The organism is Pseudomonas sp. TH31, assembly GCF_016650815.1.
In the GTDB taxonomy this organism is placed as follows: domain Bacteria; phylum Pseudomonadota; class Gammaproteobacteria; order Pseudomonadales; family Pseudomonadaceae; genus Aquipseudomonas.
Genome location: NZ_JAEKEZ010000029.1, coordinates 706,533 through 726,844, shown reverse-complemented (window position 1 = coordinate 726,844; position 20,312 = coordinate 706,533). Strand labels below are relative to the sequence as shown.

Annotated in this window: 15 protein-coding genes and 2 pseudogenes; 9 read left to right on the top strand and 8 right to left on the bottom strand. The window is 60.5% G+C overall.

Features of this window, described 5'->3' with window-relative positions:
• The first annotated feature begins 383 nt into the window (after positions 1–383).
• Entirely contained in the window at positions 384–965 is a 582-nt protein-coding gene (locus JFV26_RS22835; RefSeq protein WP_201195592.1) for a ComF family protein, read from the top strand.
• A gap of 5 nt (positions 966–970) precedes the next feature.
• Positions 971–1,528, top strand: a complete 558-nt coding sequence (locus JFV26_RS22830) for a hypothetical protein (RefSeq protein ID WP_201195590.1) — start codon at positions 971–973, stop codon at positions 1,526–1,528.
• Between the two features lie 99 nt (positions 1,529–1,627).
• Here JFV26_RS22830 and JFV26_RS22825 read toward each other — a convergent pair whose 3' ends face one another.
• From JFV26_RS22825 to JFV26_RS22790, 8 genes are all read right to left on the bottom strand, one after another.
• The gene (locus JFV26_RS22825) at positions 1,628–3,112 is read right to left on the bottom strand and encodes an APC family permease (RefSeq protein ID WP_201195589.1); all 1,485 of its coding nucleotides are present in this window, start codon (positions 3,110–3,112) and stop codon (positions 1,628–1,630) included.
• A gap of 252 nt (positions 3,113–3,364) precedes the next feature.
• On the bottom strand, positions 3,365–4,789 hold the full coding sequence (locus tag JFV26_RS22820) for a gamma-aminobutyraldehyde dehydrogenase (protein WP_201195587.1): 1,425 nt from the start codon (positions 4,787–4,789) through the stop codon (positions 3,365–3,367).
• Positions 4,790–4,920: 131 nt separating this feature from the next.
• Positions 4,921–5,748, bottom strand: coding sequence for an ABC transporter permease (locus JFV26_RS22815; RefSeq protein ID WP_201195585.1), 828 nt, complete (start codon positions 5,746–5,748; stop codon positions 4,921–4,923).
• The gene (locus tag JFV26_RS22810; protein ID WP_201195583.1) at positions 5,738–6,685 is read right to left on the bottom strand and encodes an ABC transporter permease; all 948 of its coding nucleotides are present in this window, start codon (positions 6,683–6,685) and stop codon (positions 5,738–5,740) included. The genes JFV26_RS22815 and JFV26_RS22810 overlap by 11 nt, the downstream gene beginning before the upstream one ends.
• Position 6,686: 1 nt before the next feature.
• On the bottom strand, positions 6,687–7,724 hold the full coding sequence (locus tag JFV26_RS22805) for an ABC transporter ATP-binding protein (RefSeq protein WP_201195582.1): 1,038 nt from the start codon (positions 7,722–7,724) through the stop codon (positions 6,687–6,689).
• A 182-nt stretch (positions 7,725–7,906) separates the two neighbouring features.
• Positions 7,907–9,058 (bottom strand): putative ABC transporter substrate-binding protein YdcS, encoded by a 1,152-nt coding sequence (gene ydcS / locus JFV26_RS22800; protein ID WP_201195581.1) that lies wholly within the window; start codon positions 9,056–9,058, stop codon positions 7,907–7,909.
• An 82-nt stretch (positions 9,059–9,140) separates the two neighbouring features.
• Positions 9,141–10,598, bottom strand: coding sequence for a gamma-aminobutyraldehyde dehydrogenase (locus JFV26_RS22795; protein WP_201195888.1), 1,458 nt, complete (start codon positions 10,596–10,598; stop codon positions 9,141–9,143).
• Between the two features lie 132 nt (positions 10,599–10,730).
• Complete coding sequence (locus JFV26_RS22790; RefSeq protein ID WP_201195580.1) at positions 10,731–11,645, bottom strand: LysR family transcriptional regulator; 915 nt, start codon at positions 11,643–11,645, stop codon at positions 10,731–10,733.
• A 197-nt stretch (positions 11,646–11,842) separates the two neighbouring features.
• On the opposite strand from JFV26_RS22790, the gene JFV26_RS22785 reads away from it, so the two are divergent.
• The 7 genes and pseudogenes from JFV26_RS22785 to cheB all read left to right on the top strand — a co-directional run bounded on the left by JFV26_RS22785 (position 11,843) and on the right by cheB (position 20,285).
• The gene (locus JFV26_RS22785; RefSeq protein WP_201195579.1) at positions 11,843–12,565 is read left to right on the top strand and encodes a tellurite resistance TerB family protein; all 723 of its coding nucleotides are present in this window, start codon (positions 11,843–11,845) and stop codon (positions 12,563–12,565) included.
• Positions 12,566–12,891: 326 nt separating this feature from the next.
• Positions 12,892–14,514 (top strand): methyl-accepting chemotaxis protein, encoded by a 1,623-nt coding sequence (locus JFV26_RS22780; RefSeq protein WP_201195578.1) that lies wholly within the window; start codon positions 12,892–12,894, stop codon positions 14,512–14,514.
• Positions 14,514–15,044: a chemotaxis protein CheW gene (locus tag JFV26_RS22775; RefSeq protein ID WP_201195577.1), complete on the top strand. Its 531-nt coding sequence runs from the start codon at positions 14,514–14,516 to the stop codon at positions 15,042–15,044. The genes JFV26_RS22780 and JFV26_RS22775 overlap by 1 nt, the downstream gene beginning before the upstream one ends.
• Positions 15,041–16,311: pseudogene (locus JFV26_RS22770) on the top strand (CheR family methyltransferase). Before JFV26_RS22775 ends, JFV26_RS22770 begins: the two are co-directional and overlap by 4 nt.
• Positions 16,308–16,990 (top strand): annotated as a pseudogene (locus tag JFV26_RS22765) (chemotaxis protein CheW). Before JFV26_RS22770 ends, JFV26_RS22765 begins: the two co-directional pseudogenes overlap by 4 nt.
• Entirely contained in the window at positions 16,987–19,278 is a 2,292-nt protein-coding gene (locus JFV26_RS22760; RefSeq protein ID WP_201195576.1) for a hybrid sensor histidine kinase/response regulator, read from the top strand. Before JFV26_RS22765 ends, JFV26_RS22760 begins: the two are co-directional and overlap by 4 nt.
• Positions 19,275–20,285 (top strand): chemotaxis response regulator protein-glutamate methylesterase, encoded by a 1,011-nt coding sequence (gene cheB, locus JFV26_RS22755; protein WP_201195574.1) that lies wholly within the window; start codon positions 19,275–19,277, stop codon positions 20,283–20,285. Before JFV26_RS22760 ends, cheB begins: the two co-directional genes overlap by 4 nt.
• The last annotated feature ends 27 nt before the right edge of the window (positions 20,286–20,312 follow it).

Genomic DNA, 20,312 nt, shown 5'->3' with positions numbered 1-20,312 from the left:
CCTGTCAAAACGGCAAAGCCGGAAGGCCCGCGCCACACGGCCCGCCATAAAGCAGAACTGAAGTTGTAAACAAGCCGCAGTTCAATGGAGGGCATGCAAGCACCGTTTTGACAGTTTTCCGGCTTCGACCCCGGGTCGCTGAATTAGCAGCGACGAGGTAAAGCTTATCGTTCAGGCGCTCGCGGCGGCAAGTCTACTCTGGAGTCACGTGTTGTAGGAATTGGCTTTTTTATTGGAAGGTTCAATCTGTAGGAAATTGCGGTTTTTGCTTGAGCGAAAGCGACATGCGGCGGTCGACTGGCATCTCTGTTTTACATTGCCTATGGTCAAAGAGCGCCAAGGAAATTCGGTGCTTAACGGACAGGCTTAAAATGGAGAATGCCTTGAAAGTATCCCTAAAGCAGATAGACGGCCCTTGGGACCAGGGATGGGTGCTGGACAAGCACATGATAAGTAGTACCTTTCTAGGGGAGGATGAGCACGGAAAACCACGCTTCGATAACCATCGTACCGAGATAGGAGAGGCAACCTACCAGCTCAAATATCAGAAGGATTGGAGCCAAGTGGGCGCTCTTGCTCGAGCTGTAGCGACAAATGTTTTTCCTAAGCTTGCTAACGTGGGGTTCGTAGTGCCTATGCCTGCCTCGAATGTACGGGCACGACAGCCAGTTACGGAGATTGCTGTGGAGCTAGGGCGAATTACAGGAAAGCCTGTTTTCTCGGATTTACTCCGAAAGGCTGCTACAGGGCAATCGCTCAAAGATTTGCATACCAAGGCTGAAAAGGTTGCGGCTATTGGAACTGGCTTCAGTGTGAATGATGAAATTACCAATACAGGCTGTTGGAATGTTTTGGTTGTTGATGATTTATTTGACAGTGGGGCGTCAATGGACGCCGCCTGTGCTGTTTTACGTAAATATCCAAAAGTGGGAAAGATTTACGTCGCGGCATTAACTTGGAAGTGAGCTAAATGACAACTGTGTTTATTGCGGGCTCTATTAATATCAAGCACCTTGATCCGAAGGTGAAAGAGCGTATCAATAATATTGTCGACTCGGAATTTGAGGTCGTGGTTGGCGATGCAGGTGGAGCCGATACATCTATTCAAGAGTATCTGTTGAGCCTGGCTCGATCTAGAACTACCATTTATTGCAGTGGCGTAACCCCGCGAAACAATCTTGGAGAATGGCCCGCTAGAACAGTGGAAACCAAACACTCCAAAGGGTCGCGAGCATTTTTCACCGCGAAGGATGTTGTAATGGCCGAAGCCGCTGATTACGGCTTGATGATATGGGATGCAAAAAGTACTGGGACACTGAGTAACGTCATTGAACTATTGTCTCGAAAGAAAAAGTCTCTCGTTTTTGTTAATAAAGAAAAAGCCTTTAGGGTGGTCGGTAATGTGAGTCAGCTTGAAGAACTTCTGGCGTTTATGTCGGATCATGCTAAACAAAAAGCAGATGAAAAAATCAAGCTTTTCGATCGCATCTCTTTGCTGAAACACGATCAAGCGGAGCTGTTGCTTTGATGGTGTTTTTCAGTCAATAGCCGTAAATCCCCTTTCTCCCGATGTGTGAGAAAGGGGACTATTTCAGCTCAGGCACCCCTAACGGTGCAGGGGAAAATCTTACCGACTAACCTTCCAGGCATCGCCCGCAGGCGCAGTCCCATGGTCATACGGTTTGGCCAGCCACATGTAGATCAACCCCAAGCCAATAACGATGGCGGTACTCAACACCATCGCGTAGTTGATGTACCAGGCCGCATCCGGAGTGCGCGGCCAGGCCATATTGATGATGGCGCCGACGCCGTAGACCAGCGCGCCGATGTTGACCGGCAGGCCCCAGGCGCCAAGGGTGAATTTGCCGCTCGGTTTCCAGCCTTTCATTCGTGCGTACAGTGCTGCCAGGACGATCATCTGGAACGCCAGGTAAATCCCGATCGCCGCGAAGCTGACGATGGTCGCCACCGCGTCTTGCAGGAAGAAGCCGAGGGCGATGATTAGCGCCGGCAGGACGCCGGACACGAATAGCGCTGCAACCGGTACTTGAGTGGTAGGGGAGATCTTCTTCAACAGCGTGCTGCCGATGACCATTTCATCCCGGGCGTAGGAATACAGCAGACGACTTGCTGCCGCTTGCAGGCTGATGACGCAGGAGATGAAGGAAATCATCACCACGCCCATCACCACTTTCGAACCCACCGGGCCAAAGGCGTTGTTGAGGATGGTGGTGACCGGGTCTTTGTCGGTGCCGTTGATCACCGCTTGCATGTCCGGTACGGCGAGGATCAGCGCCAGACAGGCGAACATCGCCGAGATGCCGCCGATGTAGATCGTCATACGCATGGCAATCGGGATTTGCTTGCTTGGGTTCGGGGTTTCTTCGGCCACATCGCCGCAGGCCTCGAAGCCGTAGTACAGGAACATCCCCGCCAGCGAGGCGGTGAGGAAGGCCGGCAGGTACGAGCCGTCGATGCGGATGTCGAAGGTATTGAACAACACGCTGATCGGTTGATGACGCTCGAACACCAGCAGGTAGACGCCGACGATGACCGCGCCAATCAACTCACAGAGGAAGCCGAACATGGCGATCCGCGCCAGCACTTTAGTGCCGCTGAGGTTGACCAGCGTGGCGAACAATGTGAGGAACAACGCGATGATGATATTGGTGTTGTTGCTCGGTTCAAAGCCCATCATCGCGGCCAGGTACGGACCGGCGCCCACGGCAACGGCGGCGATGGTGACGCACAGGGCGATGGAGTAGATCCAGCCGACCATCCACGCCCAGCGCTTGCCCACCAAACGGCGAGCCCAGGGGTAGACACCGCCGGAAATCGGGAATTGCGAAACCACTTCACCGAAGATCAGGCACACCAGCAACTGGCCGCAACCGACCAGTAAATAGGCCCAGAACATCGGTGGCCCGCCAGCGGCCAGACACAGCCCGAATAGGGTATAAACCCCTACGACCGGCGAGAGGTAAGTGAAGCCCAGGGCGAAGTTTTCCCACAGGCTCATGCTGCGATTGAAGTTCGAGGTGTAGCCCAGCTTGCGCAGTTGCTCGGCATCACTGTCGGCAACGGCTGAGGAGAGATCGGGTAATGCACTCATGGTCTGTCAGCTCCGGAAAATCGGCAGATTTCGGATGTCCGAAACCGTGGCGGGGCCTTGGAGGCGCCGCCCGGGTCGGTGGTTATTGTTTTGGATTGTGGTGAGGCCTTGTGGTGAATCGCCGACAACTTCCGTGTGTCTGCTGAAAAGATCGCAGCCTGCGGCAGCTCCTACACCAACCGCACCAACCGCAGATATCGCGCCGGGCGCAATTCCTGTAGGAGCTGCCGCAGGCTGCGATCTTTTCGCTTCTTAATGCTTGAACATCACATGCCGAACGACGGTGTAGTCCTCCAGCCCGTACATGGACATGTCCTTCCCGTAGCCGGACAATTTCTGACCACCATGGGGCATTTCGCTGACCAGCATGAAGTGCGTATTCACCCAGGTGCAGCCGTACTGCAGCCGTGCGGCCAGGCGATGGGCGCGACCGACGTCTGCAGTCCAGACCGACGACGCCAGGCCGTAGTCCGAATCGTTGGCCCAGCCCAGCACCTGCGCTTCATCGGTGAATCTGGTCACTGACACCACCGGCCCGAACACTTCGCGACGAACAATCTCGTCGTCCTGCTGCGCATCGGCCAACACGGTAGGTTCGAAGAAGAAACCATTGCCTTCCACGGCCTTGCCGCCCGTGACCAGACGGATATGCGACTGTGCCACGGCACGCTCGACGAACCCGGCCACGCGGTCGCGATGTTGGGCGGTGATCAGCGGGCCCAGCTCGGTCGCCGGGTCATCCTGCAGGCCGTACTTGATGGTGCTTACCGCCGCGCCGAGCTTCTCGACGAATTTTTCGTAGATGCCTGCTTGCGCGTAGATGCGGCAAGCGGCGGTGCAGTCTTGCCCGGCGTTGTAGAAGCCAAACGTACGAATGCCTTCCACCGCGGCGTCGATGTCGGCGTCGTCGAAGATGATCACCGGCGCCTTGCCGCCCAGTTCCATGTGCAGGCGTTTGACGCTGTCGGCGGTGCTGGAAATGATGTTGGCGCCAGTGGCGATGGAACCGGTCAGCGACACCATGCGCACTTTTGGATGCGTGACCAGAGGACTGCCGACGGTAGGGCCACGACCGAACACCAGGTTGAGCACGCCGGCCGGGAAGATTTGCGACGCCAGTTGCGCCAGGCGCAACGCGGTCAGCGGGGTTTGTTCCGACGGCTTGAGTACCACGGTATTACCCGCGGCCAGGGCCGGGGCGATTTTCCAGGCGACCATCATCAGCGGGTAGTTCCACGGCGCGATGGAGGCGATCACGCCGACTGGATCGCGGCGGATCATCGAGGTGTGACCGGCCAGGTATTCGCCGCCGGCCGAACCACTCATGCAGCGGCTGGCGCCAGCGAAGAAACGGAACACATCGGCAATCGCCGGGATCTCGTCGTTCAGCGCGGCGCTGTAGGGTTTGCCGCAGTTGTCCGATTCCAGTTTGGCCAGCTCTTCGCCGTGGGCTTCGATGGCGTCGGCGAGTTTGAGCAGCAGCAACGAGCGGTCTTTGGGCGGGGTTTGCGACCAGCCTTCGAAGGCGTTGTCGGCAGCGCGTACGGCGGCGTCGACCTGGGCTTCGCTGGCTTCATTGATTTCGACCAGTACACGGCCGAGCGCCGGATTGAACACCGGTTGGGCGGGGCCTTCGCCGTCGATCAGTTGGCCGTTGATCAGGAGTTTGGTTTGCATCTTCATGTCCTCGTTCGGTCTCTTTGCAGGAACTGCCGAAGGCTGCGATCTTTTGATCTTTGGCCGCATCATCGACGCCAAAAGATCGCGGCCTTCGGCAGCTCCTACAGGGATTGTTGTCAGTTATTGATTTACTTCCCGCCACTGCCCGCAACACTTTCACCGCCACGGGTCAGGTAGTAGGCGCCGAGGATCGGCAGCATGGTCACCATCATCACCAGCATCGCGACGACGTTGGTCACCGGCACATCCCGTGGGCGGCTGAGCTGGTTGAGCAGCCACAGCGGCAGGGTGCGCTCATGGCCGGCGGTGAAGGTGGTGACTATGATCTCGTCGAACGACAGCGCAAACGCGAGCATGCCGCCAGCCAGCAACGCCGAACCGAGATTTGGCAGGACGATGTAGCGGAAGGTCTGCCAGCCGTCGGCGCCGAGGTCCATCGAGGCTTCGATCAAACTGTGCGAGGTGCGGCGCAACCGGGCGATGACGTTGTTGTAGACGATCACCACACAGAAGGTCGCGTGGCCGACGATGATGGTAAACATCCCCGGCTCGATCCCCAGCGTCTTGAACGTCGCCAGCAGCGCGATCCCGGTGATGATCCCCGGCAGCGCAATCGGCAGGATCAGCATCAACGAGATGCCTTGCTTGCCGAAGAATTCCCGGCGATACAACGCCGCTGACGCGAGGGTGCCGAGGACCATCGCAATCAGCGTCGCGATGGCGGCGATTTGCGCCGAGAGCTTGATCGCTTCCAGCACGTCGGGGCGCGAAAACGCCACGCTGAACCAGTGCAGGGTCAAGCCCTTGGGCGGAAAGCTGAACGCCGCTTCTTCGGTGTTGAAGGCGTACAGGAAGATGATCAGGATCGGGAAGTGCAGAAACACCAACCCGCCCCACGCGGCGATTTTCAGCCCCAGGGAGGCTTGATCGCCTTGTTTTATTGGCTTAGAGCGCATCGAAGGCCCCCATGCGTTTAACGATGGTCAGGTAAACGGCGATCAACACAATCGGCACCAGCGTGAACGCGGCCGCCATCGGCATGTTGCCGATGGCGCCTTGCTGGGCGTAGACCATGCTGCCGACGAAGTAGCCCGGCGGGCCCACCAGTTGCGGCACGATGAAGTCACCGAGGGTCAGGGAAAAGGTGAAGATCGAACCGGCCGCAATGCCTGGGATCGACAGCGGTAAAATCACCTGCATGAACGTTTGGCGCGGCTTGGCGCCGAGGTCGGCGGAGGCTTGCAGCAGCGACGGCGGCAAGCGTTCCAGCGAGGCCTGGATCGGCAAGATCATGAACGGCAGCCAGATGTAGACGAACACCATGAAACGTCCCAGGTGCGAGGTCGACAAGGTGCTGCCGCCCACGCCGGGAATGCCAAGGACGAATTGCAGCACCGGCTCCAGCCCCAGGTGTTGAACGAACCACTGCGCCACGCCGCCCTTGGCCAGCAGCAAGGTCCAGGCGTAGGCCTTGACGATGTAACTGGCCCACATAGGCATCATCACCGCGATGTAGAAAAACGCCTTGGTCTTGCCGGTGGTGTAGCGCGCCATGTAATAGGCAATCGGGAACGCGACGATGGCACTGGCAATCGACACGACAATCGCCATGCTCAAGGTGCGCAGGATGATGTCGAAGTTCGACGGCTGGAACAGTGCGGCAAAGTTCGCCAGGGTCAGGTCGGGCGTGACCGCCATGGTGAAGTCATCGAAGGTGTAGAAGCCTTGCCACAGCAGCACCAGCAGCGACCCGAGGTAGATCGCGCCGAACCACAGCAGCGGTGGCACCAGCAGCAACGACAGGTAAAAGTTGGGCCGGCGATACAACAGGTTGGAAAACCTGCGCAACGGCGGACCGCCGGCCGACGTTTGAGGGAGCGCCACGCTGTTCATCTCACACCCCGCTCACAACATTGTCGTGCAGCGGGATCATCGCTTCACGTGCCCAGCGTGCGCTGATGCGTTGCCCGGCCTGGTGCTGGGCGCTGGTGTCCAGCCACTGGACGTTGGCCTGGCTGATGTTCAGGGTCTGGCCGTTTTCCAGTTTGACTTCATAGCGGGTGGCACTGCCCTGGTACTGGATGTCGTGCAGCAAGCCGCTGACTTCAATCTCATGGCTGGCCAGCGGGCCTTCGGCGAAACGCACGTGTTCCGGGCGAATCGAAAACGGCTGTGGATTGCCGCTCAACTGCTTCGCCAGATCGCCGCGAATCACGTTGGAGGTGCCGACGAATTCAGCGACGAAGGTGGTTGCCGGTTTCATGTAGAGGTTGCGCGGGGTGTCGACCTGTTCGATGCGACCCTTGTTGAACACGGCCACGCGGTCGGACATCGACAGCGCTTCGGTCTGGTCGTGGGTGACGAAGATGAAGGTGATGCCGAGCTGGCGTTGCAGCTTCTTCAGCTCGCTCTGCATTTGCTCGCGCAGCTTCAGGTCGAGAGCGCCGAGCGGTTCGTCGAGCAGCAGCACCCGTGGGCGATTGACCAGGGCGCGGGCCAGGGCCACACGCTGGCGCTGACCACCGGACAGTTGCACCGGTTTGCGCTCGCCGTAGCCGCCGAGGGCGACCATGTCGAGGGCTTCTTCGGCGCGCTGGCGGCGTTCGGCTTTACCGATGCCTTTGACTTTCAGACCGTAGGCGACGTTGTCGCGAACGTTCATGTGCGGGAACAGCGCGTAATCCTGGAAAACGGTGTTTACGTCACGCTGATACGGCGGCAGCCCGGCAGCCTCTAAGCCATGAATACGGATCGAGCCTGCGCTCGGTTGTTCAAAACCGGCGATCAGGCGCAAACAGGTGGTTTTGCCCGAGCCGGAAGGGCCAAGCATGGAAAAGAACTCGCCGTCCTGGATATCGATGGAAACCCGGTCAACGGCCTTCACTTCGCCGAACTGACGGGAAACGTTGGTGAACTGGACTGCAGGCGTCATGGTGCGGTGCTCCAAAAAGGCGCGCTTTCGATAAAAATTGAATCGGCTGTGGCGTCGAAAAGATCGCAGCCTGCGGCAGCTCCTACGGGATTTGCGGAAGACGCGAGATTGGCGGTGCCTGCGGTCGGCGTAGGAGCTGCCGCAGGCTGCGATCTTTTGATCTTTTTTGATCTTAAGAAGGCTTAACGACCGCCCATAATCGCGATGTAATCCTGGGTCCAGCGGCTGTACGGCACGAACTTGCCGCCTTCAGCCTGCGGGGTTGTCCAGAAGGCGATTTTCTCGAACTGGTCGAAACCGTTGGTCTTGCAACCCTCGGCGCCCAACAGTTCGCTGCCGGTGCACGCCGCCGGCACCGCTGGCAACGAGCCGAACCACGCGGCGACGTCACCCTGGACTTTCGGTTGCAGCGACCAGTCCATCCACTTGTAGGCGCAGTTCGGGTGCTTGGCCTCGGCGTGCAACATGGTGGTGTCGGCCCAGCCGGTGGCACCTTCTTTCGGGATGGTCGAAGCGATCGGCTGCTTCTCGTTCATCAGGCCGTTGACCTGATACGGCCAGGCGCTGGACGCGACCACGCCTTCGTTTTTGAAGTCACTCATCTGCACGGTGGTGTCGTGCCAGTAGCGATGGATCAGCGGCTGCTGGGCGCGCAACAGATCGAGCACGGCTTTGTACTGGGTTTCGGTCAGCTCGTAAGGGCTCTGGATACCCAGTTCCGGCTTGGTGGTTTTCAGGTACAGCGCGGCATCGGCGATGTAGATCGGGCCGTCATAGGCCTGCACGCGACCCTTGTTCGGCTTGCCGTCCGGCAGGTTTTGCGCGTCGAACACCACGTTCCAACTGGTCGGCGCAGTCTTGAATACGTTGGTGTTGTACATCAGCACATTCGGGCCCCACTGGTACGGGGTGCCGTAAGTCTGCTTGTTGACCACGTACCACGGCGCATCTTTGAGGCGCGGGTCGATGCTTTTCCAGTTCGGGATCAACGCGGTGTTGATCGGCTGCACACGCTTGCCGACGATCAAGCGCAGCGACGCATCGCCGGACGCGGTGACCAGGTCGTAACCACCCTTGGCCATCAGGCTGACCATTTCATCGGAGGTGGCGGCGGTTTTTACATTGACCTTGCAACCGGTTTCCTTCTCGAAACCGGTCACCCAGTCGTAGGCCTTGTCGCTCTCGCCACGTTCGATGTAACCGGGCCAGGCGACAATATCCAGCTGACCTTCGCCGGCACCGACGGCTTTCAGCGGTTCGGCGGCCTGGATACTGGCACTGGCGAGCAATGCAGTGGTGATTGCACTGAGCAGTGCGGTCTTGTGCACGAACATGGGGTTTCCCTCTTCTTTAATTATGGTCGGGGCAGTTGTGAACGTGGTGAAGCATGCCGTTGGCGGCTTGTTATTAGCGTAGTCAGAGATGCTGGCCGTGGCGGGCCATGATGTGCCGCACCACGCTGTAGTCCTGAAGCGAATCGCTGGATAAGTCTTTGCCGTAGCCCGAACGCTTCAGGCCGCCATGGGGCATTTCGCTGACCAGCATGAAATGGCTGTTGATCCAGGTGCAGCCGTACTGCAAGCGCGCCGCGACCTGCATGGCTTTGTCGAGGTTCTGGGTCCAGACCGAAGAGGCGAGGCCGTATTCCGAGTCGTTGGCCCAGTCCACGGCTTGTGCCAGTTCATCAAAACGGGTCACGGTGACCACCGGTCCGAACACTTCGCGCTGGACGATCTCATCGCTCTGTTTGCAACCGGCCAGCAGCGTCGGCTGGTAATAGAAGCCGGCGCCGGAATGCACCGCCGCGCCGGTGACGCGTTCGATGTGCGGCTGGCCGAGGGCGCGTTCGACGAAACTGGCGACGCGGTCGCGTTGGCGGGTGCTGATCAGCGGGCCGATTTCGTTGTCGGCATCGCGTTTACCGGCGAAGCGCAGGCTGCTGACCGCTGCGCCCAATTCCGCCACCAAACGATCATGAATCCCGGCCTGGGCATAAATCCGGCACGCGGCGGTGCAATCCTGACCGGCGTTGTAATAGCCGTAGGTGCGCACACCGTCGACCACCGCTTGAATGTCTGCGTCATTGCAGACGATCACCGGGGCCTTGCCACCGAGTTCGAGGTGCGTGCGTTTGAGGGTTTTCGCCGCGGCCTGGAGGATTTTTTGCCCGGTGACGATGTCGCCGGTCAGCGAGACCATGCGTACTTTCGGGTGGCTGACCAAATGGCTGCCAACGCCTTCACCACCCCCGCAGATGATGTTGATCACCCCGTTCGGCAGGATGTCGGCCAGCGCTGGCGCCAGGGCGAGGATCGACAGCGGCGTATGTTCGGAGGGCTTGAATACCAGGGTGTTGCCGGCGGCCAGGGCCGGGGCGATTTTCCAGGCCGCCATCATGATCGGGTAGTTCCACGGCGCGATGGACGCGACGACCCCGATAGGATCGCGGCGGACCATGCTGGTGTAACCCGGCAGGTATTCACCGCTGAGCTGACCGGTCTGGCAGCGCACTGCGCCAGCGAAGAAACGGAACACATCGACCGTGGCGCTCAGGTCGTCCTGACGGGCCAGGTGCAACGGCTTGCCGCAATTCAGGGATTCGAGGCGGGCAAGCAGGTCGGCGTTTTTTTCGATGGCGTTGGCGATGTCCAGCAACAGATTCGAACGTTGCTGCGGCGTGGTGCGCGACCAACTGGCGAAGGCGCGGTGGGCGGCGAGGATCGCGGCTTCGACTTGCTCGGTGCTGGCTTCGGCGATGTGGGTCAGTACTTCGCCGGTGGCCGGGTTGAGAATCGGTTCGACAACGCCCTGGCCTGCGACCAATTCGCCATCGATCAACAACGCGGTGAACAACGGGGTCTGCGCGCCAGCCATTTTTCGGGTTCTCTTTTCTTGTGTGGCCATGGTGCTCCCAGCGACTGGGGCCTGGCCGTCTTATAAAGATGTAACAAGACTAGTGCGCGGGCCCGAGGTCGACAAATACTAAATACTGAAGGTGGCGTTCGATTAAATAGATGGCTTGCGCCCGCCGTGGGGTTGCTCACGGGCAACGGTCAGGAACGGGTCGACCAGCGCCGGACGGGCGGTGCCGCGACGCCAGGCCAGGCCGACGTCGAGGGTCTGGCTGAGGTCGGCAATCGGCCGGGCTTCGATGATGTCGCCCTCCAGTGACCAGGGGCGGTAGGTCATGTCCGGTTGGATCGACACGCCCAATCCCGCCGCCACCAGGCTTCGCACGGCTTCCGTCGACGCGGTTTTAAGGGTGATGCGTGGTTGCAGCGAGGCGGCCGACCACATGCGCTGGGCGTTGCGGTCCATTTCATCGACGTTCAACTGAATCAGCGGCTCGCGGGCTACGTCGGCGAGGTTGATGCTGTCGTGTTCCAGCAACGGATGCTGCGCCGGCAGCCACAAGCGGTGGGGCGAGTGGGTCAGGACTTCAGTCTGCAAGGCATGGCGGTCTTCGAGGTTGGAGAGGATCAGTACGCCGACATCGATTTCACCGCTGACCAGCAAATGCTCGATGTAAGGGCGCTCATCCTCCATCACGCGAATTTCGACGTTGGGGTAGGCACGCTGGAATCGGGTGAGCAAATCCGCCAGGTAATAACCGGCAACGAGGCTGGTCACCCCGACGATTAACTGACCGGCGACTTGGTCGGTGCTTTGCTGGAGGCTGCGTTTGGCGTTGTCCACGGTCGCCAGAATCAGATGCGCCTGGCGCAGGAATTGATGGCCCTGGTGGGTCAGGGTCATGCCCTTGGCGTGACGGTTGAACAGGCTGACGCCGATTTCCTGCTCCAGTTGCTGGATCGCCAGGGTCAGGGTGGACTGGGAAATAAACGCGGTTTGCGCGGCGGCGGAGATCGAGCCGGTCTCGGCCACAGCGATGAAATGACGGATCTGACGCAAGGTCATCATGGGAACGGTACCCGGTGGGCGGTTTTTATAGATTTGTTCGAGTCTATATCTTTTAATCGATGACCCAGCCTGAAGCCTCGGCGAGTCGCAAGGGCCGAGCAACATCTGGAAGCACTCTCGCGGGCAGGTACCGGGCACTTTCGATCTAGGCTGAGGGCCTGAATCATCCGGTTACCCAGAATTCGTGGAGGCAGCAAATGAACACCCGTGGATTGCTCGATCAGCTACTCAAATCCGGCCAGGGCCTGTTGAAGGACAAGGCCGGCGGTCATCAGAACAAGTCATCCGGCGGTGGATTGGGCGGTTTGCTTGGCGGCAGCGGTGGCTCCGGCGGCCTCGGCAGTTTGCTCTCGGGGGCGGGTGGCGGTGCTTTGGCGGCCGGAGCAATGGGCCTGTTGCTCGGTAGCAAGAAGGGTCGCAGTGTCGGTGGCAAGGTCCTGACCTATGGCGGTCTCGCGGCGCTGGGTGTCATTGCCTACAAGGCTTTTGGCAACTGGCAAGCCCAGCAGGGCACGGCGCCGCAGACTGAGCCGCAAACCATCGACCGCTTGCCGGCGGCGCAGGTTGAGCAACACAGCCAGGCGATTCTCAAGGCGCTGGTAGCCGCGGCCAAAGCCGATGGCCACGTTGATGAACGTGAGCGCGCATTGATCGAAGGTGAATTCACCAAACTCGATAACGACCAGGAACTGCAGCACTGGCTGCACGCCGAACTCAACAAGCCCCTCGACCCAAGCGACGTCGCCCGCGCCGCCAGCACCCCGGAAATGGCCGCCGAGATGTACATCGCCAGTGTGATGCTGGTGGATGAGGAAAGCTTCATGGAGAAGTCCTACCTCGATGAACTGGCGCGGCAGTTGAAGCTGGAGCCGGGATTGAAGGCTGAACTGGAGAAGCAGGTGCGCCAGGCTTCGATGTAAGCCTGTCGGCCGCCATCGCGAGCAGGCTCGCTCCCACAGGGGTTTGCTGCGAACTTGGCCTTTGCGTACGACACCGATCAACTGTGGGAGCGAGCCTGCTCGCGATAGCTTTTTCAGCAACCCCACATCACCCAATGACCAATCCACGGTCAATTTCTGCCAAATCACCACTGGCATGTCTCACCCGATCTAGCGGAAAGTCCCTTTCCAGAGCCCGTCCCGGCTATTTGCCATCGGGATGTGGGGCGGCGAGCATCCGTCTTATAAATGAAACACCGCCCTCAGCTATACTCCCCAGCATTTGAAAATGGCCCCGAGGACATACTGTGAAGAACTGGACGTTGCGCCAACGCATCTTGGCGAGCTTTGCGGTCATTATTGCCATCATGCTGCTGATGGTCGTCGTCTCGTATTCACGGTTGCTGAAGGTCGAGGCCAGCGAGGAAAAGGTTCGCACCGACGCAGTGCCAGGGGTGTATTTCAGTTCGATGATTCGCAGTGCCTGGGTCGACGGTTATGTGCTGACGCAACAGATCGTCGGCCTGTCCGAGCATCACGACATCACCCCGGAGCAACTGGTGGCTTACAAGGGCTTTGAAAAGCACCTGAACGACGAAATGGACAATTACCGCACCACCATTTTCGATACGGTCGATCAGCAATCCTTCAACGAGTTTGAGTCTCGCCATCAAGCCTACAATCAGGTTTTGGCCAAGGTCGTCGATCTTTATCAGCGTAAAGAGTTCGAACAGGCCCGCCAGTCGTTATTGCAAGACTTGGGACCCGCCTGGGAGCGTGGCCGCGAACAACTAAACGAAATCATCGAACGCAATCGAGACCTGGCCCAGAGTTCCACGGTAGCCATTGGCGATGCCGTCACGGCGGCCAAAGTCAGCATGGGCGTTTCCCTGCTGATCGCGGTGCTGGCCGCGGGTTTCTGTGGCCTGCTGTTGATGCGCGCCATCATGGCGCCGATGAACCGCATCGTGAAAATCCTCGAAATCATGCGCACCGGCGACCTCAGCAGCCGTCTGAACCTGGAGCGCAAGGATGAGTTCAACGCCGTGGAAACCGGCTTCAACGACATGATGACCGAGCTGACCTCGCTGGTGTCGCAGGCTCAGCGTTCGTCGGTGCAAGTCACCACCTCGGTCACTGAAATCGCCGCCACCTCCAAGCAACAACAAGCCACCGCCACCGAAACCGCCGCCACCACCACTGAAATCGGCGCGACGTCCCGTGAAATCGCCGCGACTTCCCGTGACCTGGTGCGCACCATGACCGAAGTTTCCACCGCCGCCGATCAGGCCTCGGTGCTGGCCGGTTCCGGGCAGCAAGGGCTGGCGCGGATGGAAGACACGATGCACTCGGTGATGGGCGCGGCCGATCTGGTCAATGCCAAACTGGCGATCCTCAACGAGAAGGCCGGCAACATCAACCAGGTGGTAGTGACCATCGTCAAGGTCGCCGACCAGACCAACCTGCTGTCGCTGAACGCGGCGATCGAGGCCGAGAAAGCCGGTGAATACGGTCGCGGGTTTGCCGTGGTCGCCACTGAAGTGCGACGTCTGGCGGACCAGACCGCCGTCGCCACGTATGACATCGAGCAGATGGTCCGCGAGATTCAGTCGGCAGTGTCGGCCGGGGTCATGGGCATGGACAAGTTCTCCGAAGAAGTGCGTCGCGGCATGTCCGAAGTGCAGCAGGTCGGCGAGCAGCTGTCGCAGATCATCCATCAGGTCCAGGCGCTGGCGCCGCGGGTGTTGATGGTCAACGAAGGCATGCAGGCCCAGGCCACCGGCGCCGAACAGATCAACCACGCGCTGGTGCAGTTGGGCGATGCCAGCAGCCAGACCGTCGAGTCCTTGCGCCAGGCCAGTTTCGCCATCGACGAACTGAGCCAGGTGGCCGTCGGGCTGCGTAGCGGCGTCTCGCGATTCAAAGTCTGATGAGCGAACTCACGGCCAAACGCAACGCTGTGGCACCGGCCAGGCAGGCGCTGTTCCTGGTGTTTCGCGTCGGTAACGAGCGTTACGCGCTGCAAGCCATCGAGGTAGCTGAAGTGTTGCCACGCCTGCCGTTGAAGCCGATTGCCCAGGCTCCGGCCTGGGTCGCCGGGGTGTTCGCCTATCGTGGCGCGGTGGTGCCGGTGATCGACCTCAGTGCACTGACCTTCGGCCAACCGGCGCAGGCCCGCACCAGCACGCGGCTGGTGCTGGTGCACTACCGACCGGATGAGGCCACGCCTGCGCAATTGCTCGGCCTGATCCTGGAACAGGCCAGCGATACCCTGCGCTGCAACCTGGCGGATTTTCAGCCTTATGGCCTGGACAACCGCCAGGCGCCGTACCTCGGTCCGGTGCGCAAGGATGCTCAAGGCTTGCTGCAATGGGTACGGGTCGCCGATCTGCTCGATGATCAGGTTCGTGCGCTGCTGTTTCCGTCGCGGCCTCTGGACCTGCTTGAGGAGCGGCCATGAGCAGCGATCAGCGGTTTTTCGATTTCCTCAAGGATCGCATCGGCCTCGATGTCGCCTCCGTGGGCCCAGCCATCATCGAACGTGCCGTGCGTCAGCGCATGACGGCCGCCTATGCGCTGACGGCCGACGAGTACTGGCAGACTTTGCAAGGTTCGCGGGACGAGCAGCAGGCGCTGATCGAAGGGGTGATCGTCCCGGAAACCTGGTTTTTCCGTTACCCGGAATCCTTCGCCACCCTGGCGAAACTGGCAGCCAAACGCCTGGCCGACATCAACAACATGCGCGCCTTGCGGATTCTCAGCCTGCCGTGCTCCACCGGCGAAGAGCCGTACTCCATCGCCATGGCGCTGCTGGACGCGGGGTTCAAACCGCATCAGTTCAAGGTCGACGGCATGGACGTCAGCCCGCTCTCGGTGGAGAAGGCCAAGCGCGGGTTGTATTTCAAGAACTCCTTTCGTGGTCAGGACATCGCGTATCGCGAGCGGCATTTCAGCGCCGAGGAGGAAGGTTATCGACTGAGTGAGCGGGTGCTCGAACAGGTCCGTTTGCAGGTCGGCAATCTGCTTGATCCAACCTTGCTGGCCAGCGAGCCGCCCTATGATTTTGTGTTCTGTCGCAACCTGCTGATCTATTTCGACCAGCCGACCCAGCAACAAGTCTTCGAAGTGCTCAAGCGCCTGACCCACGTCGATGGCGTGCTGTTTATCGGCCCGGCCGAAGGTAGCTTGCTCGGGCGTTTCGGCATGCGCTCGATCGGTATCGCGCAGTCGTTTGCCTTTAGCCGCCAACGCGCGCCGGAGCCCGAGCCTGTTCCGAACTTTGTTCCACCCCGTTGCCGGTGCGTCAACCCGTGCGCAGCATGACCCCGCCGCCAGTGCGCAGTCGCCCGTTCGCCACTGTCGCGCCGCTGCCGAATACCCTTGAATCGGCCAACCCCGACGCGGCCACGCTGCTGGCGAACATCGCCGCCCTGGCCAACGAAGGCAAAAGTGCCGAGGCCCGTGCCGCGTGCGAAAGTTATCTGAGCAGCCACGAACCGGTCGCCCAAGTATTTTATTGGCTGGGACTGCTTAGCGATGTCGCCGGTCGTGCGCTTGAGGCCCAGGGTTACTATCGCAAGGCGTTGTACCTCGAACCGCAACACCCCGACGCTTTGATGCACCTGGCAGCCTTGCTGCAATCGCTGGGCGACACCGCGGGCGCCAGACGATTGCAGGAACGCGCCGCTCGCAGCGAGCGTGCCGCCGACAGTGAGCGTAAACGATGAGCGCCTCCGACACTTTGAGCTTCACCCATGAAGATGCCCAGGCCATCGACGACTGCTGGAACCGCATCGGTATCCACGGCGACAAGTCCTGCCCGCTGCTGAGCGAGCACATCCACTGCCGAAATTGCGCGGTGTATTCGGCCGCCGCCACCCGTTTGCTCGACCGTTACGCCTTGCAGCAGGAAGACCATGCGCAGGTGTCGACGCTGGTCGAAGCCGACGTCAAGACCCGCTCGTTGCTGATGTTCCGTCTCGGCGAAGAATGGCTGGGCCTGGCCACTCGCAGTCTGGTGGAAGTGGCGCCGCTGCAAGCCATTCACTCCTTGCCACATCAACGTTCCCGGGCCTTGCTCGGCGTGGCGAATGTGCGCGGTGCCCTGGTGGCGTGCCTGTCGCTGGTGGAGTTGCTCGGGCTCGATGCCACCAACATTGTGGCCTCGGGTACGCGGGTGATGCCGCGGATGTTGATCATCGCCGCCGGGGTGGCCCGGTGGTGGTGCCGGTGGACGAAGTGGACGGGATTCACGCCATCGACGAACGCATCCTCGATGCCGCGTCGCAATCCGGGACCCAGGCCAGCGCCAGGTACACCCGTGGCGTGTTGCAATTCAAAGGTCGCAGCCTGCGTTGGCTGGATGAAGAACAGTTGCTGTCCGCCGTGTCCCGGAGCCTCACATGACCCCCGAGCAAATGCGCGACGCCTCTTTGCTGGAACTGTTCAGTCTCGAAGCCGAGGCCCAGACCCAAGTGCTGAGCGCCGGCCTGTTGGCCCTGGAGCGCGATCCGACCCAGGCCGATCACCTGGAATCGTGCATGCGCGCAGCCCACTCGCTCAAGGGGGCGGCGCGGATTGTCGGCGTGGATGCCGGGGTCAGCGTATCTCACGTGATGGAGGATTGCCTGGTCAGCGCTCAGGAAGGGCACCTCTATCTGCGGCCCGAGCACATCGACGCGTTGTTGCAGGGCACTGACCTGTTGATGCGCATCGCGACTCCGGGCAATGCACCGTCAGCGGTGGAAATTGATGCCTATGTAGCGTTAATGGGGCGATTGCTGGACCCGATGACACTGGCGCCGCCGATCAGTACACCGATTGCACCATTTATGGCCGAACTTCAGCTGGAGCCACCGTCGGTCGAGCCGCTCGCCCCGGTCGTCGAACCGCTGGCCGTTGCGCCCGTCGAGCCGCCGCGCAAGGTCAAACGCACCACCGAAAACGGTGAGCGCGTGCTGCGGGTCACCGCCGAACGGCTGAACAGCCTGCTCGACCTGTCGAGCAAATCCCTGGTGGAAACCCTGCGGCTCAAACCGCACCTGGCCACCATGCAGCGCCTCAAACGCATGCAGAGCAATGGCTTGCGTGCCCTGGAAAACCTCAACGTCCACCTCAAGGAGCATGCCTTGAGCCTGGAAGCCCAAGAGGCTCTTGAGGATGCCCGCCGGTTGTTGGCGGAATCCCAGCAACTGCTGGTGGAAAAAAACGCCGAACTCGATGAATTCGCCTGGCACGCCAGTCAACGCGCACAAGTGTTGTACGACACCGCGCTGGCCTGTCGCATGCGCCCGTTTGCCGACGTGCTGACCGGGCAGGTGCGGATGGTTCGCGACCTCGGTCGTGACCTGGGCAAACAGGTTCGCCTGGAGATCGAAGGCGAGAAGACCCAGGTTGATCGCGACGTCCTGGAAAAACTCGAAGCGCCGCTGACGCACCTGCTGCGCAACGCCGTGGACCATGGCATCGAAACCCCGGAACAACGGCTGCTGGCGGGCAAACCGGTGGAAGGTTTGATCCGTCTGCGCGCATCCCACCAGGCCGGTCTGCTGGTGCTGGAACTGAGTGACGACGGCAATGGCGTTGACCTGGAAAAGGTCCGTCGCAGCATCATTGAGCGGCAGTTGTCCCCGACCGAAACCGCTGCGCAGTTAAGCGAAGAGGAGTTGCTGACATTCCTGTTCCTGCCGGGTTTCAGCCTGCGGGACAAGGTCACCGAAGTCTCCGGGCGCGGCGTCGGGCTGGACGCGGTTCAGCACATGGTCCGGCAGTTGCGCGGTGCGGTGGTGCTGGAGCAGACAGCGGGCGAGGGCAGCCGCTTCCATCTGGAAGTGCCGTTGACCCTGTCGGTGGTGCGCAGCCTGGTGGTCGAAGTCGGCGACGAGGCCTATGCCTTCCCGTTGGCGCACATCGAGCGGATGTGCGATCTGGAACCCGAAGACATCGTCCAGCTCGAAGGCCGCCAGCACTTCTGGTACGAAGGCCGGCATGTCGGGCTGGTCGCGGCCAGTCAGTTGTTGCAGCGCCCGGCGAGCAAGAACAGCCCGCAAACGCTCAAGGTCGTGGTGATTCGCGAGCGCGATGCAATCTATGGCGTGGCGGTCGAACGCTTTATTGGCGAGCGGACCTTGGTCGTCTTGCCGCTGGATGAGCGGCTGGGCAAGATTCAGGACATTTCCGCCGGGGCCTTGCTCGACGACGGTTCGGTGGTGTTGATCGTTGATGTCGAAGACATGCTGCGATCAGTCGACAAACTGCTCAACACCGGGCGTCTTGAGCGCATTGCCCGGCACAGCAATCAGGTTGCCGAAGTGGCGCGCAAGCGGATTCTGGTGGTGGACGATTCCCTGACCGTTCGCGAGTTGCAGCGCAAGCTGCTGCTCAATCGCGGCTACGATGTGGCCGTGGCGGTAGACGGTATGGATGGCTGGAACGCCTTGCGTTCGGAGGATTTCGATCTGTTGATCACCGACATTGATATGCCGCGCATGGACGGTATCGAACTGGTGTCTTTATTGCGCCGGGACAACCGCTTGCAATCGCTGCCGGTTATGGTGGTGTCCTACAAGGATCGCGAAGAAGACCGTCGTCGTGGACTGGACGCCGGAGCCGACTATTATCTAGCCAAAGCCAGTTTTCATGACGATGCCCTGCTTGATGCAGTGGTTGAGCTCATCGGGGGAGCACGGGCATGAAAATCGCTATCGTCAACGACATGCCCATGGCGGTAGAGGCTCTGCGCCGAGCCTTGGCATTCGAACCGGCACATCAGGTGATCTGGGTCGCCGGCAACGGGGCCGAGGCGGTGCAACGTTGCGCCGAGTACACCCCGGACCTGATCCTGATGGACCTGATCATGCCGGTGATGGATGGCGTGGAAGCGACCCGGCGCATCATGGCCGAAACCCCGTGTGCGATCGTGATTGTCACCGTCGACCGCCAGCAGAACGTACACCGGGTGTTCGAGGCCATGGGCCACGGCGCGCTGGACGTGGTCGATACACCTGCCATCGGTGCCGGCAATGCCGCGGAGGCGGCGGCGCCGTTGCTGCGCAAGATCCTGAACATTGGCTGGCTGATCGGCGACAAGGGTAACCGGGTGCGCTCGGCGCCGAGCCCGTTGCGCCACTCGGGCTCCCGGCAAAAACTGGTCGCCATCGGTTCGTCCGCGGGCGGGCCGGCAGCGTTGGAAATCCTGCTCAAGGGCCTGCCGCGGGATTTTTCGGCGGCCATCGTGTTGGTGCAGCACGTGGATCAGGTGTTCGCCGCCGGCATGGCCGAATGGCTCAGCAGTGCCAGCGGCCTCAATGTGCGCCTGGCTCAGGAAGGCGAGTCGCCACAGGCCGGCACGGTGTTGCTGGCCGGCACCAACCACCATATTCGCTTGTTGAAAAACGGGACGCTGGCCTACACCGCCGAACCGGTCAACGAGATTTACCGGCCCTCGATCGATGTGTTTTTCGAGAGTGTGGCCAGTTACTGGAACGGCGACGCCGTGGGCGTTTTGCTGACCGGCATGGGCCGCGACGGTGCGCAGGGGCTTAAACTCATGCGCCAACAGGGCTACCTGACCATCGCTCAGGACCAGAACAGCAGTGCGGTTTACGGCATGCCGAAAGCGGCTGCGGCCATCGACGCCGCCGTGGAAATTCGCCCACTGGACAAGATAGCGCCACGATTGCTGGAGGTTTTTCCCAAATGAAGGCTTTTCACAGCAATCCTGGCCCAA

What these genes read in the sequence shown, in the direction of transcription:
- JFV26_RS22830 (WP_201195590.1), top strand. Translation starts at nt 971, where the DNA reads ATGACAACTGTGTTTATTGCGGGCTCTATTAATATCAAGCACCTTGAT.
- JFV26_RS22825 (WP_201195589.1), bottom strand. Translation starts at nt 3,112, where the DNA reads ATGAGTGCATTACCCGATCTCTCCTCAGCCGTTGCCGACAGTGATGCC.
- JFV26_RS22820 (WP_201195587.1), bottom strand. Translation starts at nt 4,789, where the DNA reads ATGCAAACCAAACTCCTGATCAACGGCCAACTGATCGACGGCGAAGGC.
- JFV26_RS22815 (WP_201195585.1), bottom strand. Translation starts at nt 5,748, where the DNA reads ATGCGCTCTAAGCCAATAAAACAAGGCGATCAAGCCTCCCTGGGGCTG.
- JFV26_RS22810 (WP_201195583.1), bottom strand. Translation starts at nt 6,685, where the DNA reads ATGAACAGCGTGGCGCTCCCTCAAACGTCGGCCGGCGGTCCGCCGTTG.
- JFV26_RS22805 (WP_201195582.1), bottom strand. Translation starts at nt 7,724, where the DNA reads ATGACGCCTGCAGTCCAGTTCACCAACGTTTCCCGTCAGTTCGGCGAA.
- ydcS (WP_201195581.1), bottom strand. Translation starts at nt 9,058, where the DNA reads ATGTTCGTGCACAAGACCGCACTGCTCAGTGCAATCACCACTGCATTG.
- JFV26_RS22795 (WP_201195888.1), bottom strand. Translation starts at nt 10,598, where the DNA reads ATGGCTGGCGCGCAGACCCCGTTGTTCACCGCGTTGTTGATCGATGGC.
- JFV26_RS22790 (WP_201195580.1), bottom strand. Translation starts at nt 11,645, where the DNA reads ATGATGACCTTGCGTCAGATCCGTCATTTCATCGCTGTGGCCGAGACC.
- JFV26_RS22785 (WP_201195579.1), top strand. Translation starts at nt 11,843, where the DNA reads ATGAACACCCGTGGATTGCTCGATCAGCTACTCAAATCCGGCCAGGGC.
- JFV26_RS22775 (WP_201195577.1), top strand. Translation starts at nt 14,514, where the DNA reads ATGAGCGAACTCACGGCCAAACGCAACGCTGTGGCACCGGCCAGGCAG.
- JFV26_RS22760 (WP_201195576.1), top strand. Translation starts at nt 16,987, where the DNA reads ATGACCCCCGAGCAAATGCGCGACGCCTCTTTGCTGGAACTGTTCAGT.
- cheB (WP_201195574.1), top strand. Translation starts at nt 19,275, where the DNA reads ATGAAAATCGCTATCGTCAACGACATGCCCATGGCGGTAGAGGCTCTG.